Annotated in this window: 27 protein-coding genes; 19 read left to right on the forward strand and 8 right to left on the reverse strand. The window is 72.2% G+C overall.

The features are described from left to right. The first annotated feature begins 1 nt into the window (after nucleotide 1). From ACFYM6_RS19520 to ACFYM6_RS19575, 12 genes are all read left to right on the forward strand, one after another. Nucleotides 2-484 carry a phage tail protein gene (locus tag ACFYM6_RS19520; RefSeq protein WP_387277285.1) on the forward strand — a complete coding sequence of 161 codons (483 nt, stop codon included), beginning with the start codon at nucleotides 2-4 and terminating at the stop codon, nucleotides 482-484. A 1,099-nt stretch (nucleotides 485-1,583) separates the two neighbouring features. Continuing rightward, on the forward strand, nucleotides 1,584-1,907 hold the full coding sequence (locus ACFYM6_RS19525) for a hypothetical protein (protein ID WP_387277287.1): 324 nt from the start codon (nucleotides 1,584-1,586) through the stop codon (nucleotides 1,905-1,907). After that, a complete protein-coding gene (locus tag ACFYM6_RS19530) occupies nucleotides 1,907-2,665 on the forward strand; it encodes a hypothetical protein (RefSeq protein WP_387277289.1) in 759 nt (252 codons plus the stop codon). Before ACFYM6_RS19525 ends, ACFYM6_RS19530 begins: the two co-directional genes overlap by 1 nt. 115 nt (nucleotides 2,666-2,780) lie before the next feature. Then, the gene (locus tag ACFYM6_RS19535; RefSeq protein WP_387277291.1) at nucleotides 2,781-4,352 is read left to right on the forward strand and encodes a phage baseplate assembly protein V; all 1,572 of its coding nucleotides are present in this window, start codon (nucleotides 2,781-2,783) and stop codon (nucleotides 4,350-4,352) included. After that, nucleotides 4,352-4,690 carry a hypothetical protein gene (locus ACFYM6_RS19540; protein ID WP_387277294.1) on the forward strand — a complete coding sequence of 113 codons (339 nt, stop codon included), beginning with the start codon at nucleotides 4,352-4,354 and terminating at the stop codon, nucleotides 4,688-4,690. The genes ACFYM6_RS19535 and ACFYM6_RS19540 overlap by 1 nt, the downstream gene beginning before the upstream one ends. Further along, the gene (locus ACFYM6_RS19545) at nucleotides 4,687-5,118 is read left to right on the forward strand and encodes a GPW/gp25 family protein (protein ID WP_073836218.1); all 432 of its coding nucleotides are present in this window, start codon (nucleotides 4,687-4,689) and stop codon (nucleotides 5,116-5,118) included. Before ACFYM6_RS19540 ends, ACFYM6_RS19545 begins: the two co-directional genes overlap by 4 nt. Further along, the gene (locus ACFYM6_RS19550; protein WP_387277296.1) at nucleotides 5,115-7,811 is read left to right on the forward strand and encodes a putative baseplate assembly protein; all 2,697 of its coding nucleotides are present in this window, start codon (nucleotides 5,115-5,117) and stop codon (nucleotides 7,809-7,811) included. The genes ACFYM6_RS19545 and ACFYM6_RS19550 overlap by 4 nt, the downstream gene beginning before the upstream one ends. Further along, entirely contained in the window at nucleotides 7,792-8,337 is a 546-nt protein-coding gene (locus tag ACFYM6_RS19555; protein WP_387277297.1) for a phage tail protein, read from the forward strand. Before ACFYM6_RS19550 ends, ACFYM6_RS19555 begins: the two co-directional genes overlap by 20 nt. Next, on the forward strand, nucleotides 8,334-9,257 hold the full coding sequence (locus ACFYM6_RS19560; protein ID WP_387277299.1) for a hypothetical protein: 924 nt from the start codon (nucleotides 8,334-8,336) through the stop codon (nucleotides 9,255-9,257). The genes ACFYM6_RS19555 and ACFYM6_RS19560 overlap by 4 nt, the downstream gene beginning before the upstream one ends. Continuing rightward, nucleotides 9,254-9,730, forward strand: a complete 477-nt coding sequence (locus ACFYM6_RS19565) for a hypothetical protein (RefSeq protein WP_387277301.1) — start codon at nucleotides 9,254-9,256, stop codon at nucleotides 9,728-9,730. Before ACFYM6_RS19560 ends, ACFYM6_RS19565 begins: the two co-directional genes overlap by 4 nt. Before the next feature lie 54 nt (nucleotides 9,731-9,784). After that, nucleotides 9,785-10,552, forward strand: coding sequence for a hypothetical protein (locus ACFYM6_RS19570; protein WP_387277303.1), 768 nt, complete (start codon nucleotides 9,785-9,787; stop codon nucleotides 10,550-10,552). Between the two features lie 98 nt (nucleotides 10,553-10,650). Next, the gene (locus ACFYM6_RS19575; protein ID WP_387277305.1) at nucleotides 10,651-11,658 is read left to right on the forward strand and encodes a LacI family DNA-binding transcriptional regulator; all 1,008 of its coding nucleotides are present in this window, start codon (nucleotides 10,651-10,653) and stop codon (nucleotides 11,656-11,658) included. Nucleotides 11,659-11,728: 70 nt separating this feature from the next. On the opposite strand, the gene ACFYM6_RS19580 is transcribed toward ACFYM6_RS19575, so the two are convergent. Continuing rightward, entirely contained in the window at nucleotides 11,729-12,373 is a 645-nt protein-coding gene (locus tag ACFYM6_RS19580) for a DedA family protein (RefSeq protein WP_387277306.1), read from the reverse strand. A gap of 124 nt (nucleotides 12,374-12,497) precedes the next feature. On the opposite strand from ACFYM6_RS19580, the gene ACFYM6_RS19585 reads away from it, so the two are divergent. Beyond that, nucleotides 12,498-13,268 (forward strand): HD domain-containing protein, encoded by a 771-nt coding sequence (locus tag ACFYM6_RS19585; RefSeq protein WP_387277353.1) that lies wholly within the window; start codon nucleotides 12,498-12,500, stop codon nucleotides 13,266-13,268. Nucleotides 13,269-13,534: 266 nt separating this feature from the next. Here the strand turns inward: ACFYM6_RS19585 and ACFYM6_RS19590 are convergent, their stop codons facing one another. From ACFYM6_RS19590 to ACFYM6_RS19605, 4 genes are all read right to left on the reverse strand, one after another. Continuing rightward, entirely contained in the window at nucleotides 13,535-14,008 is a 474-nt protein-coding gene (locus tag ACFYM6_RS19590) for a barstar family protein (RefSeq protein WP_387277308.1), read from the reverse strand. Between the two features lie 62 nt (nucleotides 14,009-14,070). Then, nucleotides 14,071-14,442, reverse strand: coding sequence for a ribonuclease domain-containing protein (locus ACFYM6_RS19595; RefSeq protein ID WP_387277355.1), 372 nt, complete (start codon nucleotides 14,440-14,442; stop codon nucleotides 14,071-14,073). Nucleotides 14,443-15,001: 559 nt separating this feature from the next. Then, nucleotides 15,002-15,394 (reverse strand): hypothetical protein, encoded by a 393-nt coding sequence (locus ACFYM6_RS19600; RefSeq protein ID WP_387277310.1) that lies wholly within the window; start codon nucleotides 15,392-15,394, stop codon nucleotides 15,002-15,004. A 350-nt stretch (nucleotides 15,395-15,744) separates the two neighbouring features. Next, nucleotides 15,745-15,936 carry a hypothetical protein gene (locus ACFYM6_RS19605; protein ID WP_387277312.1) on the reverse strand — a complete coding sequence of 64 codons (192 nt, stop codon included), beginning with the start codon at nucleotides 15,934-15,936 and terminating at the stop codon, nucleotides 15,745-15,747. A 262-nt stretch (nucleotides 15,937-16,198) separates the two neighbouring features. Here ACFYM6_RS19605 and ACFYM6_RS19610 point away from each other — a divergent pair, with 262 nt between their 5' ends. Next, complete coding sequence (locus tag ACFYM6_RS19610; protein ID WP_387277314.1) at nucleotides 16,199-17,182, forward strand: hypothetical protein; 984 nt, start codon at nucleotides 16,199-16,201, stop codon at nucleotides 17,180-17,182. 24 nt (nucleotides 17,183-17,206) lie between these two features. On the opposite strand, the gene ACFYM6_RS19615 is transcribed toward ACFYM6_RS19610, so the two are convergent. Next, a complete protein-coding gene (locus ACFYM6_RS19615) occupies nucleotides 17,207-17,773 on the reverse strand; it encodes a hypothetical protein (RefSeq protein ID WP_387277316.1) in 567 nt (188 codons plus the stop codon). A 51-nt stretch (nucleotides 17,774-17,824) separates the two neighbouring features. Between ACFYM6_RS19615 and ACFYM6_RS19620 the strand changes: the two genes are divergently transcribed. Then, complete coding sequence (locus ACFYM6_RS19620) at nucleotides 17,825-20,050, forward strand: hypothetical protein (RefSeq protein WP_387277318.1); 2,226 nt, start codon at nucleotides 17,825-17,827, stop codon at nucleotides 20,048-20,050. 260 nt (nucleotides 20,051-20,310) lie between these two features. On the opposite strand, the gene ACFYM6_RS19625 is transcribed toward ACFYM6_RS19620, so the two are convergent. Then, a complete protein-coding gene (locus ACFYM6_RS19625) occupies nucleotides 20,311-21,243 on the reverse strand; it encodes an HNH endonuclease (RefSeq protein ID WP_387277320.1) in 933 nt (310 codons plus the stop codon). A gap of 70 nt (nucleotides 21,244-21,313) precedes the next feature. Beyond that, nucleotides 21,314-21,553 carry a winged helix-turn-helix domain-containing protein gene (locus ACFYM6_RS19630; protein WP_387277322.1) on the reverse strand — a complete coding sequence of 80 codons (240 nt, stop codon included), beginning with the start codon at nucleotides 21,551-21,553 and terminating at the stop codon, nucleotides 21,314-21,316. A 318-nt stretch (nucleotides 21,554-21,871) separates the two neighbouring features. Here ACFYM6_RS19630 and ACFYM6_RS19635 point away from each other — a divergent pair, with 318 nt between their 5' ends. The 4 genes from ACFYM6_RS19635 to ACFYM6_RS19650 all read left to right on the forward strand — a co-directional run bounded on the left by ACFYM6_RS19635 (nucleotide 21,872) and on the right by ACFYM6_RS19650 (nucleotide 23,184). Continuing rightward, complete coding sequence (locus ACFYM6_RS19635) at nucleotides 21,872-22,147, forward strand: DivIVA domain-containing protein (RefSeq protein WP_387277324.1); 276 nt, start codon at nucleotides 21,872-21,874, stop codon at nucleotides 22,145-22,147. Between the two features lie 2 nt (nucleotides 22,148-22,149). Then, nucleotides 22,150-22,452 carry a hypothetical protein gene (locus ACFYM6_RS19640; protein WP_387277326.1) on the forward strand — a complete coding sequence of 101 codons (303 nt, stop codon included), beginning with the start codon at nucleotides 22,150-22,152 and terminating at the stop codon, nucleotides 22,450-22,452. Between the two features lie 106 nt (nucleotides 22,453-22,558). Beyond that, complete coding sequence (locus ACFYM6_RS19645) at nucleotides 22,559-22,768, forward strand: type II toxin-antitoxin system VapB family antitoxin (RefSeq protein WP_387277328.1); 210 nt, start codon at nucleotides 22,559-22,561, stop codon at nucleotides 22,766-22,768. Further along, nucleotides 22,765-23,184: a PIN domain nuclease gene (locus ACFYM6_RS19650; protein WP_387277330.1), complete on the forward strand. Its 420-nt coding sequence runs from the start codon at nucleotides 22,765-22,767 to the stop codon at nucleotides 23,182-23,184. The genes ACFYM6_RS19645 and ACFYM6_RS19650 overlap by 4 nt, the downstream gene beginning before the upstream one ends. Nucleotides 23,185-23,354 lie beyond the last annotated feature (170 nt).

Below are 23,354 nucleotides of genomic sequence, written 5' to 3' on the forward strand. Positions count from 1 at the left end.
CATGCCGACCACGGCCACCCCGCAACCGGGCGCCCCCGTCGACCCCTACCGGGCGTACCACTTCAAGCTGCTGATCAACGGGATCACCAACGGGCACTTCACCGAGGTCAGCGGCTTCGAGGTGAACATCCCGTCGCTGGCGTACCGGGAGGCCGGCAACGAGCGGATCCGGGCCGTCCCCGGGCAGGTCGAGTACGCCCCGGTCACCCTCCGCTTCGGGCTCACCTCGTCGCGGGAGCTGTGGGACTGGGTGAACGCGGCGGCGAAGGGGACGGTGAGCCGGCGCAACGTCTCGGTGGTGCTGCTCGACCCGGCCGGCACCGCCGAGGTGCTGCGCTGGAACATGATCAACGCGTGGCCCACCCGGTGGCGGGGCGCCCACCTGAACACCCTCGCCCAGGAAATCGCCATCGAGGCGCTGACCCTGGCGTACGAGGGACTGGAACTGGAGTCCGGCAATGCGGCCGCCCCGACGACCCCGTGACTGGCTGGCCCGGGCGCTGCGCGTTGCGGCCGACCGCCTCTCCGCCCCGCCCCCCGACCGCCTCGCCGGGGCGGCGGACCGAACCGCGTCCCGCCGCCCCGGCGAGCCCCCCGAGCACTGGCTGCGCCTGGTCACCGCCCACGCCCCCGGCCTCCTCCACGACCTCTCCCCGGCCGATCTCCCCCTTCTCGACCTCCCCGCTGTTGATCAAGGAGTTTCGGTCGGATCCGCAGTGTCGGCCGACGCAAACCTCTTGATCGACGGGCCGGAGGGCGGGGCGGGTGCGGACGGGGTGCCGGGAGAGGGCGGGTGGGACGGTGGGTCGGGGCGCCGGGGGGACCGGACCGTGGTCGGGACTAGGGGCGGGTGGCGGCGGCCGGTGCGGTCCGGGCGCGACGTCCGCCGGTGGAGGCGCCCCGACGCGGACTCGACGTCCGGGCCGGACCGGCCGGTCCGGTCGGACCTGGGCACGGCGTCCGGCCAGCACGATGACGGGGAACGGCACGCTCCTGCCGGTGGCTCGCAGCTCCGCGCCGAGACCGCCGGGCAGCATGGGTTGTCCCCCTTCGGCCACCGCGGCGACACCGCCGGGACGGCCTCGGGTACCCGGTCCGACCCGGCGCCCACCGGCTTCCCGGACCACGCCGAGTGGACGACTGGCGAGCGGGGGTCAGGCGCCACCGCCGGGACCAGCCCTGCCCCCGGACCGGACGAGCAACCCGCCACGGTACGCGGCACCCAGCCGGGCCGTGCCCGGCAGATCCGGCCCCGCCCCGGCGAGCGCACCACCCGGACCGGGCCCGGCGAGCGCACCGCCCCGACCGGGCCTGGCGAGCGGACCACCCCGACCGGGCCCGGCCTGAGCCCCAGCCTGAGCGCCGGGCCCCCGACGATCACCGGGTGGCCCGGCCACGGTGACGGCCCAACCGTTGCCGGGTACCGCGACGGGCCCGCGCCCCGGGCGGACCGGGGGACCGACCGGAATGCGCCTGATGCCGCACCGCCACCGCGCGACGGTGGACTGCTCGGCGTGGACCGCGCCATTCCCGTTCGGGCCGCGGGCCTTCGGGTGCGTCTGTCGTCGCTGGGGGGACAACAGATGCACCCGAACCGCGACGCGGGCCGGGCGACAGCGCGGGCCGACGGCTCCGGTGCGGCGAGCGGACCGGCGGTGGCCGCTGCGGAGTGGAGCGAACAGGCCCCGGCGTCCACCGCCCGGCAACGGCCGCGCACCGCCGCCGGGCCGTGGCCGGCGCTGCCCGACGAGACCCGGGGCGCAGCCCCCGGCGCCGTACCCGATGGCCGGGGCCGGCGGGACCCGTGGCCGGCGCTGCCCGACGACCGGGAACTGTGGCTGCCGGCGGCCACCACGGTCGACGCCGCGCGGCTGCGCCGGCTGGACCGGGAACAGGCAGGTTCCTGATGGAACACGTGGCCTTCCTCGTGGACGAATCCGGCGCCCGGGTGGACTGCCTGCTCAACCCGGAGACCGTGCAGGTCACCCGGCTGGCCGGGGTACGCCCGCGGGGCAGCGCCGACGCCCGGCTCACCGGGGCCGGCCTGGCCGACGACCCGCTGCTGTTCACCGGCGGCGGGCGCACCGAACTGGTGCTGGACCTGCTCTTCGACACCGACCTCGTCGAGTCCCAGGTACGCCCCGAGGACGTCCGCACGCTCACCCGTCCGCTGTGGATGCTGGCGGAGAACTCGGCCACTGAGCACGGCTGGCTGCGGCCCCCGCTGGTGCGGCTGGTGTGGGGCAAGACCTGGAACGTGCCCGGAGTCATCGTGGCGATCGCGGAACGCTTCGACGCGTTCGCCCTCACCGGCACGCCCCGCCGCTCCTGGCTGCGGTTGAAGCTGGTCCGGGTGGCCGAGTCCGCCGAGGCGGCCCAGGCGGGCTTCGAGGAGGAGTTCGCGGCGGCGAGCACCCCGTTGCCGCCCGGGTCGGCGGTGGTCGCCGCGGCGGACGGCGCGGCCGAGCCGGGCTGGTCCGGGGTGCGCTTCGACCTGCTCGCCCACGACGCGCTCGGGTCGCCGCTGCGCTGGCGGCTGCTCGCCGAGCACAACCGGATCAGCGACCCGCTGACCGTGCCGGCCGGCACGGCGCTGGCCGTGCCGCCGGCCACCCCGGCGGTCGCGACGCCGGCCGACGGCGGGACGGGAGGGACCAGGCCATGACCGCACCGCAGCCCGCCGGCACGAACGAACGCCCCAGCGTTTCCGCACCCCGGCCCGCCGGCCCGGCCGGACGCCACGCCCCGAGGGAAAGCGGCGACGCGAGGGGTGGTGCGGCGTGAACCGGGCCGCCACCGTGACGATCGACGGCACCCCGCTGGCCGACCCCCGGCGGCTGCGGGGCGTACGGGTGGCCGCCCGCCTCGACCAGCCGACCCAGTGCGAGCTCACCCTCGCCGCCGGGCCGGGTACCGCCGCCCTCGATCCCCCGGTACGCCCCGGCGCCGCCCTCGACCTACGCCTCGACGGCCAGCCGGACGCCCTGTTCGCCGGCGAGGTCACCGCCGTCGAGGTGGAGTACGCCGCCGACGGCGTCGCCCTGCTGCGGATCCGGGCGTACGACCCGCTGCACCGGCTGCGCAAACGGCAGGAGCTACGGGTCTTCGAGGCGGTGACCGCCGCGGAGCTGGCCGGGGCGCTCTGCGCCGACCTCGGGCTCACCGTCGACGCGGAGACCGACGGGCCACGGCTGGACCGGCTGCTCCAGCACCGGCACAGCGACCTGGAACTGCTCCGCGAGGTCGCCGGCCGGGCCGGCCTGCACCTGACCATGGACGGCGACCGGCTGCGGCTGCTGACCCTCGACGGCTACGGCGAGCCGGTCCCGCTGACCCTCGGCGACACCCTCCACGCGCTCCGCGTCGCGGAGAATCTCGATCGGGCCGGCGCGGAGTGCGTCGTCCTCGGCTGGCACCCGCAGCGCGCCGAGCCGCTGCGCCAACAGGTCGACGCGGCCCGCTCCGGACGGCGCATCCCGCTGCGTCCCGAGCCGGGTGAGGTGGGCGCGGACGGGGTACGAACCGCCGTGGACCAGCCGGGGCGCAGCGACGACGAGCTGGCCGCGCTGGCCCAGGCCGGGCTGGACGCGCGGGTGGCGGCGCTGGTCACCGCGGAGGGGACGGCCGAGGGCGACCCCGCGCTGCGCCCCGGTCGACGGATCGCCCTGGCCGGCGTGCCCGCGCCCGTCGCCGGGGTGTACGTGCTCACCGAGGTGGTGCACACGGTCGACGCGAACGGCCACCTGACCCGGTTCTCCACCGTCCCGCCGGAGCCACCGCCGGCCGCCGCGCCCGCCCCGGCCACGGTCACCCTCGGCACGGTCACCGACGTCGACGACCCCGACCGGCTCGGCCGGGCCCGGGTGACGCTGCCCGCGTACGGGGATCTGGACGCCGGCTGGCTCGCCGTGGTCTGCCCGGGCGCCGGCCGGGGCAAGGGCATCGTGGCGCTGCCCGACCCGGAGGACACCGTGCTGGTGGCGCTGCCCGGCGGCGAACCGACCGCCGGTGTCGTGCTCGGCTCGCTCTTCGGGGCGGTCGAGCCGTACGACGCGGGGATCGTGGCCGGGCGGTCCCGGCGCTGGTCGATGCGGACCGGGACCGGCCAGTCGATCGTCATCGACGACGACGGACGCACCCTGCGCCTGGCCACCGACGCCGGCAGCTTCGTGGAGCTGCGACCCGAACTGACCACCGTGCACGCGGCCGGCGACCTGGTGCTCTCCGCGCCGGGCCGGGCGATGGTGGTCCGCGCCCGGACCGTCGACTTCCTGCACGCCGAGGCGGCCGAGGACGCGGACACCGCCGCCACGCAGGCCCGCACCCTCGCCCGCGCCCACGGAGGTGGCTGATGCGCTGGATCCACCGCGACTCGCTGATCACCTGCGACCACGACGGCCGGGTCGCCAACCGCGCCTCCCAGCAGTGGCTCACCGTCGAGGGCGTCCCGGTGCTGGTGGCGACCGACCCGGAGGGGCGGGACGTCACCGCCTGCCCGAACTACGGCCCCACGATCAAGCCCTGCGCCAAGACCCTTCAGGTGACCGTCGGCTACAGCACCTGGCTGCGCGTCGACGGCCACCGGATCGTGCTGTCCCACCTGGACGGCCTGACCGACGGCACGCCGCCCGGGCTGGTCCACCACACCGTCCGCGACCCGCGGCAGAGCTTCCTGGAGGCGGACACATGAGGGCCTTCCGCTTCGTCGGCGCCGGCTTCGACGCCGGTCGCACCGGCGGCCTCGCGCTGACCGCCGCCGGCGGGCTCGCCATGACCGAGGGCGACGAGACGGTACGCCAGGCGCTGTACCTGCTGCTGTCGACCACGCCGGGCGAGCGGCTGATGCGCCCCGGGTACGGCTCCCGGCTGCACCGGCTGGTCTTCGCGCCCAACGACGACACCACCGCCGGCCTGGCCATCCACTACGTGCGGCAGGCGATCCGGCGGTGGGAGCCCCGGGTCGAGGTGATCGACGTGGACGCCGGTCCCGACCCGGACGCCCCGTGGCGGCTGGTGATCCGGCTGGACTACCGGGTCCGGGCCAGCCTCTCCCCCGGCCAACTCGTCTTCTCCGTCGACCTGCTGCCCGCCGACGACGGCGAGGAGGGAACGTCATGACGCTGCCCGTGCCGCACCTCGACGACCGCGCCTTCCTCGACCTGGTCACCGAGGCGCGGGAACGGATCCGCCGGTCCTGCCCGGACTGGACGGACCTCTCCGCGCACGACCCGGGCATGGCGCTGCTGGAGGCGTTCGCGTACCTCACCGAGGTGATGATCTACCGGCTGAACCAGTTGCCGGAGAAGGCGTACGTCGCGTTCCTCAACCTGCTCGGCGTGACCCGGCACCCGCCCACCGCCGCCTGGGCGGACGTCCGGTTCAGCCGGACCGGCCCGGACCGGGGCGCGGTCCGCGTCCCGGCCGGCACCCGGGTCGCCGCCGCCCGCGGCGCCGACCCCCGGCCGGTCGTGTTCGTCACCACCGAGCCGGCCCTGCTCCCCGAGGGGGAGACCGAGGTGACCGTACGCATGCACCACTGCGAGCCGGTCGAGGCGGAACTGCTCGGCGTCGGCACCGGCCAGGCCGGGCAGGTGTTCCGGGCGGCCCGGGCACCGCTGACCCGGACCGCCGAGGCGCTCGACCTGCTGCTCGGGGTGGAGGTGCCGACCGGCTCGGTGGAGCTGGGCGCGGCCGCCCGGGAGCACGATGGACGCACGTACGAGATCTGGCGGCCGGTGGACAGCTTCGCCGGCGCCGGCCCGCAGGCCAAGGTCTACCTGGTCGACCGCGCCTCCGGGGTGGTCACCTTCGCCCCCGCGCTGGACCTACGCCCGCCGGCCGGGCCGGAGAGCGGGCCGGGCGTCGAGGGGGCGCCCGGCCCGGCGCCCGGCGGCGGCCCGGCCGGCAGCGACCCCGGCGCGGCGGGACGGGCCCCGCGCGGCCTGGTGACCGTGGCGGCGGTGCCGCCGGCCGGACGGCAGATCCGGCTCTGGTACCGGTGCGGCGGCGGGCCGGCCGGGAACGTCGCCGCGGGGACGCTGACCAGCCTGCGCGACCCGCTGCCGGGGCTGCGGGTGGACAACCCCGAGCCGGCCGGCGGGGGCCGGGACCTGGAGTCGCTGGAGTCGGCGCTGACCCGCGGGCCGTACGAGTTCTTCGCCCAGCAGCGCGCGGTCACCGCCCGCGACTACGAGATCCTCGCCGCCGGCTCCGGGGCGGTGGCCCGGGCCCGCGCGTTCACCCGGGCGGCCGTCTACAACTTCGCCCGCCCCGGCGAGGTCGAGGTGGTGCTGGTGCCGTACGTGCCGGAGCAGGTCCGCCCCGGCGGCCGGCTGCCGGTGGACGTGCTGCGCGAGCACGAGGTGGAGGAGGCCCGCCGCCGGGTGGAGGCCGACCTGGACCGGCGGCGGGCCCTCGGCACCGCGGTCCGGGCCGGCTGGGCCCGCTACAAGGCGGTGTCGATCCGGGCCCGGGTGGTGGTCCGCCGGGAGGAGGACGTCGACGCCGTCCGCCGCCGCATCCACGACCGGCTGCACCAGACGCTCAGCCCGCTGCCCACCCCGCTCAACCCGACCGGCTGGGCGTTCGGTGAGCCGCTGCGGGCGTCCAACGTGTACCGGATGCTGGAGCACGCCGAGCCGGGCGTGCGGTACGTCGAGTCGGTCCGCTTCGTGGTCGACGAGGCGCCCGACGCGCAGGTGCGGACCGTCGCCGTCGACCAGTACCAGCCCGGCACCTGGTACGCGGGCCGCGGCCCGGTGCTGTTCCGCTCCACCAACGCCGGCGCCGGCTGGGAGCCGGCCGGCCGCTTCGACGCCGAGACCGTGGTCCGGGTGGTTCCCGCCCCCGCCCCGGTACGCCCCGGCATCGTGCCCCGGGCCGGCTCGGTCGCCGTGGTCACCGCCCGCGACTCCGGCGGTTCCCGGGTCCGCCTGAGCACCGACCTGGGCGAGACCTGGACCCTGCTGACCGACCTGGACTCCCGGGTGCAGGACCTGGCCTGGATCGACCGGGACGGCGCAGGTGCGCTGCTGCTCGCCACCGACACCGGCCTGTACGAGGTCTCCCTGCTGCCCGGGGCGGTGCCGCTGCAGATCCTGGTCGACCCCGCCGACGCCGACCGCGGCTTCTACGCGGTCCGCGCGTTCGTCTCCGAACGAGGCGCCCCGGGGGTGGCGGCGGCCGCCCAGGCCGGCTTCGGCGTCTACCTGTCCACCGCGGCCGGCCGCCCCGGCACCTTCGCCCACGTCGGCCTGGCCAACGTGGACAACCGGGTCCTCGCGGTGCAGTACGACGGCCCGGCGACCCTGCTGTGGTGCGGGGCCGGCGAGCCGGACCCGAGGAAGCCCGGCCAGGGCTGCCACCGCACCCGGCTGTTCGAGTCGGACGTCAAGTGGCAGGCCGTGCAGGCCGGCTGGATCGGCGGCACCTGCCGGGACCTGGCGTTCAGCGGCACCCTGGCGGTCGCCGCCACGCAGAGCGGCGGGGTGGTCCGGCTGGACACCCTCGCCGCCCAGCCGCAGTGGCAGCCGGTCATGGTCAACTGCGGGCTGCCGCTGCGGGACCGGACCCGGTTCGTCCCGGTCGACGCGATCGCCGCCACTGCGCCGGCCGCCGGCGCTGATGGCGCCGCCCGGCTGATCCTCGCCGGCGGGGAGCGCGGGGTGTACCGCAGCGGCGACGCGGCCGACTGGACGGCCAGCGCCAACCAGGCCACCGCCGACGTGGTCACCGTGCCTGGAACCTGGCTGCTCTGCTCCGGCGAGCACGACATCGAGGTGGTGCGGCAGGATGCGCCGAGCGGCGATTGAGCGGCTGCTGCCCGCCGCCTACCAGCGGGCCGCCGGGCCGGGCAGCGTGCTGGGCGCGCTGCTGGACGTGATGGAGGCGTTGCACGCCCCGGACGAGGCGGTGCTCGCCGACGTCGACGCCCTCTTCGCGCCATACCGGACCCGGGACGGCTTCGTCGCGTACCTGACCCGCTGGGTGGCGATGGACCACGTGGTCGCCGCGCCCCGCGCCGATGCGCCACTGCCGCTGCCGGTGGGCCGGCTGCGGGACCTGGTCGCGCACGGCGCGCTGCTGGCCCGCTGGCGGGGCACCCCGTACGGGATGCGCACCGCGCTGGAACTGGCCACCGGGGTGAGCGGCTTCCTGCTCGAGGAGCCGGCGGAGCGGCCGTTCCACGTGGTGGTCCGGGTGCCGCCGGCCGCCGCCGACCAGCTCGCCGTGATCACCCGCATCGTCGAGGCGGAGAAACCGGCCGCGGTCACCGCCGAGATCGTCACCGCTGTCCCGTCCCCGCCGTCCGTGCCGTCCCCAGAGGAGCCGTCATGACCACCGAATGGGCGGTCGTCGCGGCCGCCGAGCAGTTCACCCTGGACGCCCGCAACAGCGGCGAGCTCACCTTCACCGTCTCCAACCCGGGCACGGCACCGGACACCGTGGTCTTCGACGTGGCGCCCGGCGAGGGCAGCCAGCGGGCCTGGTTCACCGTCGCCGAGCCGCAGCGGGTGGTGCCCGGGCAGGGCTCAGTCTCCTTCCTGGTCCGGCTCACCGTGCCGCCCGGCACCCCGCCCCGGCGCTACGACATGACCGGCTTCGCGTACTCGGCGAACACCGCGCCCGAGGAGAGTTCCCGCGCCAGCGGCCGGGTGACCTACGACGCGCGGGCCGCCGTACCGCCGAAGCGTGCGCCGTGGCCGTGGCTCGCGGCCGCGGCGGCGCTGGTGCTGGTGGCGGCCGGGGTGGTCGGCTGGCTGGTGACCCGCGGCGGTGACCCGCCGCCTCCGCCGCCCCGAGCGCAGGAGGTGATCCTGGAGGCGGAGAGCCTGGTGCCGGGCGCGGTGGTCCAGTCGGCCGGCCCGGCGGCGGCGACGGTGGTTGAGCAGCAGAACTGCTGCCTCGTCACCTGGTCGGGCGACGCCCAGCTGTTCTTCCAGGGTCGGACGGTCGGCGACCGGGTGACCGTCACGGTGGACCTGCCGGTCGATGGGACCTGGCGCTTCTCCACCGTGCGCACCACGTCGTTCGACTACGCCAACACCATCTTCCTGGTGGACGGCCGGCAGGTCGGCGACACCTTCTTCGGCTTCAGCCCGACCGTGGTGAAGACCGACTGGATCGACGTCGGCACCCTCACCCTGAGCAAGGGCACCCACCAGGTCACCCTGGTGGCGGTGAGCAGGACTCAGGGCACCGACCGCTACTTCGCCGGTGTCGACCAGCTCCGGTTCACCCAGCTAATCCAGCCATGAGCGGGCGGCAGAAGGTGCTGCTGGCGGCGCTCGCCGGACTGCTGGTGGCGGTCTACCTGCTGGCGATCGGCGGGGACCGGCACGACCGGGGGGACCCGGCCGCCCGGCCGGGCTGGCTGAGCGGGCTGGGCGGCGGCACCGCCACGGTCGACCCGGCCACGGTCACCGTCGCCTGCGCGCCGCCCGCCACGCCGCCGACCACGTCCCCCGACGGCACGGTGGTCACCTTCCGCACCGCCTGCCTGCTGCGGGTCGCCGACCCGGGCGGCCTGCGCACCCTGGTGCTGCGCAGCCCGGCGGCGTTCGGGGTGACCGCGCCCGCGCCGGGGGACGCTGAGGTCACGGTCCGCGACGAGGTGAGCCCCGGCGACGACGGTACGGCGGTGGCGAAGGTGGCCGTCGACCGGGCGACCGAGGTCGCCCTGAGCTGCCCGGGAGGTGACGGATGCACGGTCACCGTTGCCCGGTCCTGATCGGAGGGACACCCGGCCGCCGGGTGGGCCCCGCGGCCGGGAGGGAGGCACGTCATGGGTGAGCTGCGCAAACCGTTCCTGCTGCTGGCGCTGCTCGCGGTGGCGCTGGTGGTGGCGCTTGAGCTGGGGGCGGCGCTGCTCACCGGCGGCGGGGACGCGAGCGGCGCGCTGCGGGACAGTGCCGGGCAGTTGGGCGTGGATCTCGGCAACGTCGGGACGGTCACCGAGCCCGCCGGCCGGGGCACCGGCTACCTCGCGCTGATCGACGTGGTGGCGCTCTGGACCACCGGGCTGTTCAGCCTGAGCCTGGTGGTGCCGGACCGGATCCAGGGCCGGCTGCAGGGGGTGGCCACCCTGATCTTCGGGATCGTCCTGCTGATCGTCTCGGTGGTCCTGCTGATCGTGGCCTTCGTCGAGCTGACCGTGCTGGTCTCGCTGTTCCTGGCGGCACCGTTCGGCACGCTGGCGTACCTGGCGGTGTGGGGGTTCTTCCCGGTCGGCGATGCGGCCGTGCTGCTCGGCCTGGTGCTGCTACTCAAACTGGTCTGGGCCGGCCTGCTGCTGCTCGCGCAACCGCGCTTCCTGCAGAACAAGGGCCTGGTGCTGCTGGCACTGACCACGTTGGTCTGCACGGTGGGGCTGGAGTTCCTGCACCGGCTGGTGCCGGTGATCCTGGTCAGCATCACCGACGACCTCGGCGCGCTGGTCTTCGCCGTGGTGGCGGCGGTCTGGGCGCTGGTCCTGCTGGTCGGCTCCATCCCCGCCATCGTCAAGGCGGTGCGGACCACCGCCACCACCTCCCGACCCACCGTCCCGTCCTGATGACGCGGGGTCGGGGAGAGGGTGGCGTCCGCCGATCAGGCAAGGGCTTTCCCGACCATCCTGCGGTACCCTCTCGACCGGGTAGGAAAAGGGGTGGTATGGCGACGCTGGCCGACGTCGCCCGCCGGGCGGGCGTCTCCCCCGCGACCGCGTCGCGGGTGATCAACCGCAGCAGCAAGCCGGTCGCGGACGATCTGCGCGAGCGGGTGCTCAGGGCCGTCGCCGAGCTGCGGTACGTCCCGAACGCGCACGCCCAACTGCTGGCCCGGCCTCAGCGCAGCGTGGTCGGCGTGGTGGTGCACGACGTCTCCGACCCGTACTTCGCCGAGGTGACCCGGGGGCTGCAACGGGTCGCCACTGAGCAGGGCCGGCTGGTCATCATCTGCAACAGCTACCGGGACCCGGAACGCGAGCTGGAGTACGTCGACCTGCTCCGCGCCCAGCAGGTGGCCGCGATCGTGCTGGCCGGGTCCGGCTACCACGACGAGGGTGTCAACGCGCTGCTCGACGAGCGGCTCACCGCATACGTGGCCACCGGCGGGCGAGTAGCGCTGGTCGGCCGGCACCGGCACCGAGGGGACGCCGTGCTGCCGGCCAACGAGGAGGGCGCCCGCCTGGTCGGGGCGGAACTGCGCCGGCTCGGCCACCGGGTGGTCGGTGTGATCGCCGGCCCGGACCAGCTGACCACCACCACCGACCGGCTCGCCGGCCTGGCCGCCGGCCTCGACGAGGCGCTCCCCACCGAGCGGATCCGGTACGCCGACTTCACCCGCGACGCCGGGGCCCGGGCCACGGCGGAGCTGCTGGACTCCGTACCGGAGCTGACCGCGGTCGTGGCGCTGAACGACTCGATGGCGGTCGGCGCCCTGTCCGTGCTCCGGGATCGCGGCGTACGCGTGCCGGACGAGGTCTCCGTGGTCGGTTTCGACGACATGCCGATCGCCGCCGACGTGACACCCACCCTGACCACGGTTCGGCTGCCGCTGGCCGAGCTGGGCGCCCGGGCGATGACCCTGGCCCTGGACCCGGACGCCGACGGGGACCGGATCGAGACCCTCCCCGCCGAGCTGGTCCGCCGCGACAGCCTCGGCCCCACCCCAACCTGACCGGCGGACAGGCTTGTTGACCAAGGAGTTTGCGTCAGGCAGGGCCGGAATTTCGACGCAAACTTCTTGATCAACCGGCGTGGGTGTCCGGCGAAGACTCCTGCCGGGCGCGGCGGGCGGCCCGGCGGGACCGGATCACCCGGACCAGCACCAGCAGCACCACCACGGCCAGCACCACCTCGCCGCCCCAGCCGAGCCGCCGCTCCAGCAGCCGGTACGACGCCCCGGCCAGGTAGCCGAGCACGGCCACGGTCACCGCCCAGAGGGTGCCGCCGGCGATGTTCGCCACGGTGAACGTCCGGCGCGGCATGTGGCTCGTCCCGGCCAGCCCCGGCACCAGCGCGCGCAGCGCGGCCGCCCACCGGCCCAGCACCACCGCCAGGGCGCCCCGGCGGCGTAACAGGTCCAGCGCCCGTTGCAGCTCGCCGGAGCGGACGAACCGGCGGGGCGCCCGGTCCAGCAGCCGCCGGCCGTAGCGGCGGCCGACCAGGTAGCCGACCTGATCGCCGAGGGCCGCCCCGGCGATCGCGGCCACAATCACCGCCCAGAGCGGCAGCCGCCCCTCGTGGGCGAGCACCCCACCGACCAGGACCGCGATCTCCCCCGGCACGAGCAGCCCGAGGAAGGTCGACGCCTCCAGCGCCGGCAGCAGGAAGACCAGCGCCAGAACCAGGGCAGGCGGCAGCGCCACCAGCAGGTTCAGCAGCCGGTCCATCCGCCGATTGTCGCCGCCACCCCCGCCGTACGCACAGTCAACCGGCATTCCGGCGGCGGGTGCGGGACGTCGGGTGGCCGACGGCGCGACCCCGGTGGCAGCGAAGATCAGTTATAAGTGGACCATGGAGTTCCCCGCGTACCTGGCCACCATGCCGATGCACGCGATCACCGAGATCCACGGCGAGCCGGGCCTGCTGGCGCGGTTCCGGCTGGAGATCCGCGCGTTCGACGACGCCGCGCAGGCGCGGCTGACCGAGGCCCTCGACCTCGCCGCCGAGCTGCACCGCGACGACCGGCGGGTTCGCGAGCCGTACCTCAACCACCTGCTGCGGGTGGCGATCCGGATGATGCACCACTACCAGGTCCGCGACGTGGACGTGATCGTCGCGGGCCTGCTGCACGACGCGGTCGAGGACCACCCGGCGGAGCTGGCCAGCCTGGACCCGCGACCACTTTCGCTCGGCGCGTCTGACACCGCGCAACGACCCGGAGCCGTCGGGGGCGACGCAACGGCGGCGGCGCTGGCCACGCTCGCCGAACGGTTCGGCCCGCGGGTCGCCCGGCTGGTCGGCGCGGTCACCAACCCGGCGTACGACCCGGGGCGCGACCGGCACGTCCAGTACCGGGAACACGTCGCGGCCAGCCTGGACCGGGAACCCTGGGCCCGGGTGATCAAGGTGTCGGACTTCACCGACAACGGGGTGGGCGTGATCCACACGGTGGGTCCCAAGGTGGCCCGGTCGGCCGCCAAGTACCGGCCCTTGGTGCCGGTGTTCCGCGACCTCATCGCCCGGCCGGACACGCCGCTGTCCGCGCCGGTCAAGCGGCACATCTTCGCCCAGCTCGACCTCGCCGAGGAGCGGTTCAGCGCCATCCTCGACCAACCCAACTGACGTCCGCCCCCCCCCCCCCCCCCCCGCCGGTTTCCGCGCGCACCGCACCCGCCCACCGCCCGCCCCACGCTCCGCCGTCGGCGCCCGCACACCGCCTCAAGATCCGCACGCTGACATCGGCGTCCGCGTGCCGCCTCAAGATCCGCGCAGGTTCACGGAAAGTGTTCTCATCTCGCGCCTGCAGGCCCCTCTTTCCCTGAAACAGGGGCCTGCCGGCGCCCGGCTGACGCACGCCGGCGCGCCATGGGGCGGCGTGGGCGGGCCGGTCAGTGGGTGCCCGGTGGCGGGGCGGGAGCCCGGTTGGCCAGGGCGGTGGTGATCCGGTGCCGCAGTGCGGGCAGCCGGTCCGGATGGTCGTGCAGCACCACGCGCAGCGGCGCGTGCCCACGGGCAGCGGTCACGCCGAGCACGTCGAGCAGAACACCGAGTTGTGCGGGCGGCTCCTCGGCCAGCAGCTCCCCCGCGTCCCGGACGACCAGCGTCAGCGGGCCGGTGTCGAGCCGATCGGCCAGCACGTCGGCGAGCGCGTCCCAGTTGCGTCCGAAGTAGTCGGGCAGGGGCAAGGCCATGGCCAGCGCGTCGAAGAGGCCGGCCCGGGTGCGGGCGGCCGCGCCGGCGAGGACGACCCCGGCATGCTCGACGTCCGACAGACCGGTCTCGGCGTCCGGCCTGGCAGGCTCGACGTCCGGCCGGGCGTCGAACGTGAGCCAGGCCGGCGGGTGCGCCGCCGCTGGCGCCATCCGTACCTCCTTCGCGGTCGCGTGGGTCGGGCCGGCGGACGGCCCGACCCGCGACACCCTGATCAGAGCCGGTAGAAGTTCGCGTAGTGGTCGGGCGAGAACCAGGTCACGCCGGTGCTCTTGTTGACCACGATCCGGTACGCGTCCCGCGCGGCGCCGCAGGCGCGCGGGTAGACGTCGTACTCGTAGTAGGTGGCGTTGGCGGGGAGCTGGCCCTCACGGTTGTAGAACTGGCCACCGGCGAAGTTGCACTGGCCGCCGCTCCAGGAGTACCAGCCCCGGCTGGTCGGGAAGCCCTTGCCGGACCAGCCGGAGCGCGCGGTGCGGGCGTCCGCGCAGCGAGTCATCGTGCAGGAGCTGTAGACGGCCGCCTGGGCGGGGTCGGTGAGGGTGGGCGACACCACCGACGGGCCGACGAGCGCGGTGGCGACCATGGCCGTGAGCAGCGCGAACGCGCCGAAGATGCGACGTACGCGAGCAGCGGGGGAACGCAGCGGGGTCGCGAGCGTGGTCAAGGGGTCCTCCCTGTCCTGGGGCGACTGGACATCGACCGGCTTCGTTTTCCGATCGGGCCCCAGTCTGGCGGTGAACCGCCCCGGCGTACAGCCCCCGCACGGAAACCGTTTCCACCGTTCCGGTGAACGATTGATGATCGACCACGGGCGCCAGTCACCAGATGTGCTTTGGCCTACCGCGCGTCGACGTCGCGCGTCTGCGCTGAGGCCCGGTGACCGTGGCGCATCCAGCCAGGTCCGCAACTGGCCGAAGTTGCCGCCCACCACCGCCCCAAGGACCATGTCCGACTCAGGTCCGATGAACACCATGCCGGGACCGACGGACATCGGGGAAGCGGACCCACCATTCCGGCTTGGTCGTGCCGACAGGACAGGTCGACCATGGACGACACTGGGCTGGCCGGTGCGTGACGACACTGCGGTTACGCCTGATCAGACGACGCCAGCCGCCGCAAGAGGCGGCGGCTGGCGCGGATGCTCAGTACCGATCGGCGCCCGTCAGGATTCGCTCCAGGCGGTCCGCCGTTGATGTCACGAGAGCCAGCGGCCTCTCAAACTCGTTGATGTTCAGGTTGAGCAGGGGCACCGCGTGGCGGAAGGTCAGCATGTCGCCCGCGACGGCCATTCCACCGCACACGGTGTTTCCCACCTCCTGCAACGCCTGCACCAGATCCACCGAGCCCACCTCGCCGAAGAACGACTCGATCTGGACCCACTCCTCCTCGCCGTCGGCGAGAGTGAGGTGCCAGAGCAGCACCGCCTGCGAACGCAGATTTCCGGTCTCGAAGACGAGCTTGATGAGGTTGGGCCGTTCATCAGCGATCTTGTAGTTTGACCGAACGTAGCGCGTGAGATCTGCCCAGGTCGCCATCCGAGACTCCTTTTCATTCGTCCACAGGAGAAGGTCGGGTCGTGCAGGGGACAGACGCGGGAACCGCACCCGACCGGCGTATGAAAATCAGTTCACCTGACTGACGGGAAAACTACAAGTGCCCACTCACCCGGTGTACAAGATCTGCCATGCGCCGACCTGGCACAACTCCCATTTCAGATCAGACGGATATTCATCACCTCGTGAAAAGACCGTGCCCCAGACTCAGCGAGAGTCGCCATTCAGGAGCCTTTCGTCCACCTGCTGTCAGCGAGGCTGACCGAACGGCGGAGAAAAATGCCCCGGCCCGGGATGGTGCCGGACCGGGGCCCTCGGTTACCGTTCTGCGGTCAGCCGGCGCGCTTGTGCCGAAGAACGGCGATCACCTCGCCGATGGCGATCGCCACCGCGATAGCCAGCGAGACCTGCCGCACCTCGAAAGCGGCGGCGACGGCGCCGACGATTGCGGCGCTACTGCGGATCGTGACCCACAGTGGGTGGTTCAGCTGGCGAGTCTCGGGCCGGTTGTTCTTGGGGGTCATGTCTGCCTCCTCAGGTCGGGTGGCCCCCATTACGCGGTCGATGACCTGCCATTTCTCATGATCGTGCTGGCCTCCCCCGGCTTCCGTTGCCGACCCCCGCGAACCCGTCCGACCGACGGCGATCCCATGGGTCGACGCGACATCTATGACCCGGCGACCGACATATTTAGGGGGAAGAACGCCGGCGGCTCAATGATCAAGCTCTCTCGGGCTAATTTGGATCGCCACCACCGGCACATGAAGGTCAGAGGGCGAGGACTCCATGGTCAGCTACGCGAAGGCCCCGCTGCCGCGGTGGCTCGGACGCGAAGAAACCGGTCTTCCCGCGGTCGTCAACGACATCGGCGCCTGGGCCTCTTCCACGGCCATGCGCGATCTTGTCGACTGTTTCGAGGAGAAGTGGCCAGCCGGTGGCACGAGTGAACTCCTCGCGGGATTGGAGGAGATCTCCGCGCGACACTGGGACTTCCGGGCCGGTGGCGAGCGCGCCAACCTGATCGTGAAGCAGTTCAAAGCCGACGTCACTGAGCGCGTGCACGCCGCAGCGACGGCGCTCCGACTGAGAGGGGAAAACGAACCGTCAGAACTCTCGTATGACCACATATTGATCCACGGCGGCTTGCTGCGCGGCTGCCTGATTCGGGCGAGGTATGCCGGCGATCTTCTCAAGGAGACGATCGAGGCTCCCGACGTGTGCGGCCTGGGCAGCTTTCGGCCGACCACGAAGGATGAGGCGGAGTTGGCGCTGGAACTGGGTGTCGGAAGCTGTCCCGACGAGTTCAGCGCCATGGAGGTCGCCTTGCGCGCGGCGTTCAACCTCGTCGAACCGACGCAGGTACGCGGGAATGTTGTGCCCGGGCAGCCGTGCGTCTCATTTCTGATCAAGCAGTATCAAGATACAGCAGGCGTCCGGGTCGGCGTGGTGGCGGCGCCGACCACTGATCCGATCCGGCGGGCGAACACCGCTGACACGTGCACTTTCTGGGCCGACCATCTCGCCCATCCCCGCCCGGGCCAACGCATCCTTCTGGTCACCACCGAGGTGTTCGTGCCCTTTCAGCATTGCGACGCGATCCGGGTGCTCGGATTGCCGTACGGCTGTGCCGTGGAAACGATCGGTCTCGACCCGACCGCCGTGACGGACAACCGGCTCCGCCAAGAATTGGGAATCGCCAACTATCTTCAGGAGGTGCGGTCGGCGATTCGGTCAATGCGCGCTCTGTTCTCCACTGTGCACACTGGGTGAGCCGAGCCATGTGGAGGCCGCATGTCAGCGAACCCGACAGCAGTGCGAACGAACCAGCTGGACTTTGCTCTGCGCATCTGGGAAGCACTTCTCGACGGTCGCGCCAAACAGCTCGGTGAGGGACTCCGCGATCGGCGGCGCCAGGCCACTGTTGATCCCGATCTCGCGTTCAAGGCGATCGGTGGATATCTGGCGGAGGATGCCGAATGGCTCCGGCTGCCCGTGATACGCCAACAGATCCGGTCGTGGGGAGGCGGACTCTCGGTCGCAGAGGGCACCGCCGGTGACAGGCCAGGCTCGTGGGCGGCCGACGAGGCGTGGACCTGCACGCTCGCGGACACGATGCTGATCCTTCCCGAGGAACGAGACGCCGTCGCACACTGCGAGCCGGTACGGGAGCTGTTCCGGTACTGGTCCGCTCATCACCGGCCTGGCCAGCGGGCGGCATCCCGGCCGCCAGAGGCGATTGCAGCCGGCCGGCACGGCTTCCTCGGCCGCGCCGGCGAGCAGATCCCCGTGCGGCCTGCGGTACGGCCAGACCACGCCTACCAGTACGTGGACATTCGGCCCGATCGGGAGGCCGACTTCCACCGGAAGCTCCGGGACAGCTTGAGGTCCGGCGGCCCAGGCCAGTCGGCTTCGGTGATCAGCGCAACGTTCCCCGCCTGGGTGGCGGCCCGGCCCGACGCGGAGGTGTCCTCCCTGCTGGCCCGCCCGCAGCACCGGGCGCACCTGGCCCACGCCCTCGCCGAACAGCACCGCGGGACGACCTTCGGAGCGCGGTCGCGGGAGGCCTTCATCGCGCTCCTGCGTCCGGGTGGCCCGGACAACCCGGAGCGACTGGCGTTTGTCGGCGCCACCCTGTACCGAGCCTGGAAGCTCGCGATCCACTCCCGGGTGGCGCAGTACCTCGACGTGCGGTATCCCGGCTGGCGGGACCCGCACCGGTTGAACGTGCTGGTGCCGTTGGGGGACGGCGGCAGGTTGGACGGCATGGGCAGGACACCGATGCCCGGCCCGAGTCCGGCAGACGCTTCCCTCCTGTGGTATCGGCTCCCAGTACCGGCCCTCTGGGTCGCGTTATGGGACCGGTGGGTCGAACCGGTGGACTGCTCGTATTCGAGTCTCTCCGCCATCACCTACCGTGGGGCCGCGTGGCGGGGGCTGCTTCAGGAGGACAAAGGAGGCCCCGGCATCCGCGCCAAGTTGGCGGCTCTGGTAGAGCTCGCCGCCGCCGACGTCAGGCCTCCGCTTGAGAGCTCGCCAGTGCGGTCCGTAACCCGTTGGACCGCCGCGCAGCTCCTCTTCCTGCAGGCGGTATCGGTGACCCTCGACTACGCCGAGGCGGCGAGCGATCTGGCGCAAACCTTCGCCCCCACCCGTCGGCCAGAGCCGTGGCGGGCGCCCCGCCAACGGCCCGCGTCACCCCAGGTTCGGCCCGGACAGGACGACCGGGCCCCAACGCCGGACGAGTTGCGACGCAAGGATGACCTACGGCTCGACGAGCTGGACGACCGACTGCTGGTCTACTCTCGTGCGGCCGAGCGGCGCCATCTGCCCGGGGCCGCAGCATCCCGGTACTTCAGCGACGCGGACGAACTACACGAGTGGTCGCTGGCCCTGCGCCGCTGCCCGGATCGGGACCTCCGGCTCGACCTCACGCGGCGACTGGTCAAGCCGCTCGCCTGGCGGCTGCGCGACCTCCAGCTCGACGACGCCGCCATCACCGACATCATGAACAGCGTCCAAATGCTCGCCTCCGACATGACCGTCCTCGCGCCCGGGGAAACCGAGAGCCTGTTCTGGCCGGTGATCGCGCACCTGCCCACCGGCCGAGGCGGCCCCTTCGTCGCGAACGTGCTGCGTTCGATCGCGATTCAACACAGCAAGGTCCATCGTTACCTGGACGCGCAGATGTGGCTCCAGTGGGCCAACAACTGGCTCGAGGTCCGGGAGGAGGGACAGCTCTACCGCACCAACGAGGTCGAGGCCATCCAGCTCCACGAGGCGACCCAACAGGTCGCTCTGCAAGCCACCGGGCTCCATCTCCGCATCCTCGAGTGGCTGTTGTGCCACCCGAAGTACAGCACGCTCGCGGCGCACGAGCGTCCGAGGGCACTCGAACGGCTGCTGAGCATTTCGACCCAGGCCCTGCAGTACGCCGGCACGGCCTACACCGAACTGGAACGAATCCAGCAGAACTTCAAGCTGCCAACAACCAAGATCAAGGAACGGGCGGCCACCCAGGCCTGGGTCACCAACACCCGCTGTATGTTCATGCGTGCCCTGCTCTTGCGGGCGATGCTCCACCTGGTCGAGGCGGGCAGCGAACACCTGCATCCCGGCGCCCGGCAAGAGGCGGAGGAACAGGCCAGACACCTCCGGGACTTCGTGCCGAGGTTGTACGCCGAGACGACCGTCGACGTCCTGCCGGCGAACTTCGTCAACGAGCTGACCAGGATAGCCCTGCACTACGCGTTCCTCACCGGGCAGCGCTTCCTGCCGCCCGGCCGGCCCAGCGCACTGCCGGAGCATCTGGCAAGACCAGTCCCGGGCAGCAGCCACGGGTCCTCGCGCGGTCGCCTGGACGTACTCGGCGCGTCACATCACCTCATCGAACAGGGACACAATGCCGGCATACTCACCAGCATCACGTATCCGCCGGCAAGGGAGGTCCTGCAACGGCACAGCATCCCGGCGGAGATCCGGGAAGGAGCTTGGCGGCGCATGGACGTGCCGCCGAGCTACCAGGAGTGGCTCCGCGACCGGGATCTCGCGATGCGGCTCAGCCGCCGGTTCGCGCCGGCGGAGTTCCTCCGCACCACCAGGCTGCTGGTGCCGCAGCCCGTCGTGTCGGTGCCCTACTGACCGGCTCGGCCCGACTGGTACCCGCCCATGCCGAGTTAGGAGCCGTTGGTTCGTCGGCACCGGGCCGACCCATCAGCGCTCCCGTCCCATGATCCGGCGCGCCGCCACGAGCGCGGCCGGGTCCAAACGATCTGCTCGCCCAGCAAGGCTGCCGCATCGTCGTCGGATGGGGCGCGATCAATCAGTTCGTAGACGGCCATACCCCGGTACGGCCCCCGCCCTGCCTGGCCAGTTCTGGCAACTCCTCCACACGGCGCAGGTCACGCAGCCTTGAAGACCGTGTCCAGGTGCCACTCGAGGAACTCAGCGTTGGGCCGGTCACCCCGCCGCTCGGGCACCGCGATGGGTGTACCGGCCTTGGCGTAGAACTGGTCGCCGTTGCCGAACTCACTACGCAGCCGAGGACTGACCATCAACCGGTACTTCGGGTCCACGCCCAAGTATCCGCGATCGAAGAGGATATGAACGTCCGACTTGAGCAGCAGGCCGTTGTCGATCCGATGCTCGCCGCCCTGCGGGAGCGGCCGGATGTGAGCCGCCTGGAGCACCGGCTGGACCTTGTTCCCGGTGATTGCGCAGCGCCGTCCATAGACACCGAGGACCACAGCTTTGAATGACCGCTGGCCGAGTCGCTGGGGCACTAGCCGAGGGTCGCCGTACACCGGTCCGGGTCGATGCCAGGGATCGCTGAAGTCCAGTTCGACGGTCACGCCCAGGAGTCGGTGCAGCAGAAGGTCGAAATACCCGGCCACCGACGGGTCGGCAAGGTCGTACGTCTTTCCTTGCACCACGTTGGACGCGAAGCCAGGAGGTGGGTCGGCAATCGAATCCTTGGGGAAGAAGACGCTGTCCCGGACGAAGATGCAGCCGATAGTCGGATCTTCGTCGGGTCCGATCGGCTGCTTACGGTACCGACCGACACTACGGCGCATCTCGTCCAAGCTGGCGACACCGTTGGCCTCACCGAACAGCTCCCACGCCTCAGAGATCGTCAACTGGGTGAAGCCGCTGAAGAAGCCTCCGCCGACTATCCGATTGAGCGGGTAGTGCGCCTTGAAGAAGAAGGGTTCACCTGGTGTGAGAGCACGGAAGCTCCCGCCGGAAGGCCGCCAGAAGTTGACCTCCCTCAGGCCGGGACGCGCGGCCAGGAACCTGTACCACTTCTCATCCGTCACGCCGACGAAACTCTTCACACGGGTAGCGTGCACCCGATTTGATCTCCTCGCCACCCCGTGAACGGTCGTCGCCTCGCGGGCACAAGCGTCAGGGCTCACGCATCCAGAGCTTCGGGTCGTTGACGAAGATGCCCTTGCCTTGGTGGCGCCAGATAACTCGCAGGGCTTCGAGCCGCACATAGACCTGCTTGACGGTTGACGGGCTGACCTTGTGCATCGCAGCGAGCTGCGCGATCGAGGGCAGCTTGTCTCCCGGCTTGAGCTTGTTGGCTCTGATGTCGGCGACGATCTCGTCGGCGATGCGGATGTAGTCGGCGGTGATCGGCATGACTCCCCCTGCGTGGCACGCCAATTCGATCACGCAACGACACCCCACAACAACTCATCGTTTGACTCAGGCGACTGGGACAGCTAAGTTGATGACCGCCTCTCCCCTTGCGTGGCAACAAGGAGCAGAGGCATCCCCCTGGTCGGGGCGGGTGCGTGTGCCCGTCCCGACCCACCGGACCGCTCCGCTGTCGTACCGCTGACCAGAGCTGCGGCGGCGGAGCCGGGCGGGCCGCCCGCGGCCGGCGTGCGGACGGCCCGCCCTTCCAGACCCACCGCACTGACCTCCACGCTCCCACCTGCTCTAGAAAGGACTGACGTGGCCCAGGTGTATCGAGGTGGCCAGCTCTACGGGACCGGCCAGCCGGCCCGGTTGACCCCGCACGAGGTGCGGGCCCGCACGTTCGACCCGCGTCGCCGTGGCGCCGACCCCGATCAGGTACGCGAGTTCCAGGCCCGGCTCGCCGACGAGCTGACCGACCTACACGGGCAGATCCGCCTGCTCAGCGAGGAGAACGACCGGCTCAAGCGGGCGCTGCGCGACTGGCAGACCATGCACGCCCGGGAGTGCCGGCCCAACGACGGCCACTGGTAGTCGTGCGTCCCGAACCGGGCGACCTGCTGCGGATCGACGGGCGCACCTCGGTGCAGTTCGCCGGCGACCGCGCCCTGACCTTCCGCGTCGTGTCGGTCTGCGACCGCCCGACGTACGCCGGCTGGGTCTGGCTGACCGGCTACGTCATCAACCGGCGCGGCAACGCGACCGCCAAGCGCGAAATCTACGTCCAGCTCGCCGGCCTCCGCCGCGCCACCAGCACCCCTCGACCGCAGTCCGACACCCCGCTGCATCCGCTTCCCGAACAGATGGCCCCGTTGTCCCTGTTCACCGGCACAAGTTAGGTGATCTGTCGCGCCGCCACTCACCCCGGCGCACCACGCGTTGATATCAACGGCGCTACTTCTTGATATCATCGATACGGTTCGCCACCGGCAGAAGGGTTCCACCATGTCGCGAACGATCTTGGACGTTGACGATGACCTCCTCGCGGAGGCGTCGAAGATCCTCGGTACCACGACGAAGAAGGCGACGGTTAACGCCGCCCTTGAGGCCGTGGTGAAGCGGGAAAAGCGCCGCGAGTTCGCCGACTGGCTCAAGGCCGGCGGGCTTCCCGACCTGACCGGTGGGACGGGCACGGCCAAGTCGGACGCAGCGTGAGTCGAGGGCTCTACCTTCTCGACAGCTCCGCGCTCGCCCGCTGGCCCAAGCCTACGGTCTCTCCCGTGCTCGACGAGTTGTCCGACCGAGGGCTGCTGGCGGTGTGTAAAGCGGTGGAGATCGAGGTGATCCATAGCGCCCGCACGGCCAAGGACGCGCAGCGCGCGCGTTGGCTGCTCGGCGGCTTCGAGTGGCTGGCCATGCCCGACGAGATCTGGGATCGGGCGATCGACGTCCAGGTCAAGGCGCTGCACAAGGGCAACCACCGGGCGCTGTCGATGGCGGATCTGCTGATCGCCGCCACGGCCGAACGCCACAGCGCCACCGTGCTGCACTACGACGGTGACTTCGACATGATCACGGCGATAACCGGGCAGTCAACCGCCTGGGTGGTGCCTCCCGGTTCGGCTGACTGAGCCTGTTGACGGCTGCGGTTGGGGCTGTCGGGGCCGGAGGACGACGCACCCTTGCCCGCCACAGCGGCCGCTCCACGCTCAGCGCCCGCGCGGCTGCCTGGGCCGGCGTCTCCGGCTTGTTAGCGTGGGTCGGCAGAGCGGCGCGACACCCCTCGACCGGCCGCCGGACG

The sequence above is a fragment of the Micromonospora sp. NPDC006431 genome, from assembly GCF_042870725.1.
Taxonomy (GTDB): domain Bacteria; phylum Actinomycetota; class Actinomycetes; order Mycobacteriales; family Micromonosporaceae; genus Micromonospora.

Coding starts and splice junctions, on each gene's coding strand:
- ACFYM6_RS19580 (WP_387277306.1), bottom strand. CDS start 12,373: ATGGACCGGCTGCTGAACCTGCTGGTGGCGCTGCCGCCTGCCCTGGTT.
- ACFYM6_RS19570 (WP_387277303.1), top strand. CDS start 9,785: ATGGGTGAGCTGCGCAAACCGTTCCTGCTGCTGGCGCTGCTCGCGGTG.
- ACFYM6_RS19550 (WP_387277296.1), top strand. CDS start 5,115: ATGACGCTGCCCGTGCCGCACCTCGACGACCGCGCCTTCCTCGACCTG.
- ACFYM6_RS19585 (WP_387277353.1), top strand. CDS start 12,498: ATGGAGTTCCCCGCGTACCTGGCCACCATGCCGATGCACGCGATCACC.
- ACFYM6_RS19610 (WP_387277314.1), top strand. CDS start 16,199: ATGGTCAGCTACGCGAAGGCCCCGCTGCCGCGGTGGCTCGGACGCGAA.
- ACFYM6_RS19605 (WP_387277312.1), bottom strand. CDS start 15,936: ATGACCCCCAAGAACAACCGGCCCGAGACTCGCCAGCTGAACCACCCA.
- ACFYM6_RS19540 (WP_387277294.1), top strand. CDS start 4,352: ATGCGCTGGATCCACCGCGACTCGCTGATCACCTGCGACCACGACGGC.
- ACFYM6_RS19600 (WP_387277310.1), bottom strand. CDS start 15,394: ATGGCGACCTGGGCAGATCTCACGCGCTACGTTCGGTCAAACTACAAG.
- ACFYM6_RS19575 (WP_387277305.1), top strand. CDS start 10,651: ATGGCGACGCTGGCCGACGTCGCCCGCCGGGCGGGCGTCTCCCCCGCG.
- ACFYM6_RS19595 (WP_387277355.1), bottom strand. CDS start 14,442: ATGGTCGCCACCGCGCTCGTCGGCCCGTCGGTGGTGTCGCCCACCCTC.
- ACFYM6_RS19520 (WP_387277285.1), top strand. CDS start 2: ATGCCGACCACGGCCACCCCGCAACCGGGCGCCCCCGTCGACCCCTAC.
- ACFYM6_RS19545 (WP_073836218.1), top strand. CDS start 4,687: ATGAGGGCCTTCCGCTTCGTCGGCGCCGGCTTCGACGCCGGTCGCACC.
- ACFYM6_RS19530 (WP_387277289.1), top strand. CDS start 1,907: ATGGAACACGTGGCCTTCCTCGTGGACGAATCCGGCGCCCGGGTGGAC.
- ACFYM6_RS19555 (WP_387277297.1), top strand. CDS start 7,792: ATGCGCCGAGCGGCGATTGAGCGGCTGCTGCCCGCCGCCTACCAGCGG.
- ACFYM6_RS19590 (WP_387277308.1), bottom strand. CDS start 14,008: ATGGCGCCAGCGGCGGCGCACCCGCCGGCCTGGCTCACGTTCGACGCC.
- ACFYM6_RS19525 (WP_387277287.1), top strand. CDS start 1,584: ATGCACCCGAACCGCGACGCGGGCCGGGCGACAGCGCGGGCCGACGGC.
- ACFYM6_RS19565 (WP_387277301.1), top strand. CDS start 9,254: ATGAGCGGGCGGCAGAAGGTGCTGCTGGCGGCGCTCGCCGGACTGCTG.
- ACFYM6_RS19645 (WP_387277328.1), top strand. CDS start 22,559: ATGTCGCGAACGATCTTGGACGTTGACGATGACCTCCTCGCGGAGGCG.
- ACFYM6_RS19560 (WP_387277299.1), top strand. CDS start 8,334: ATGACCACCGAATGGGCGGTCGTCGCGGCCGCCGAGCAGTTCACCCTG.
- ACFYM6_RS19630 (WP_387277322.1), bottom strand. CDS start 21,553: ATGCCGATCACCGCCGACTACATCCGCATCGCCGACGAGATCGTCGCC.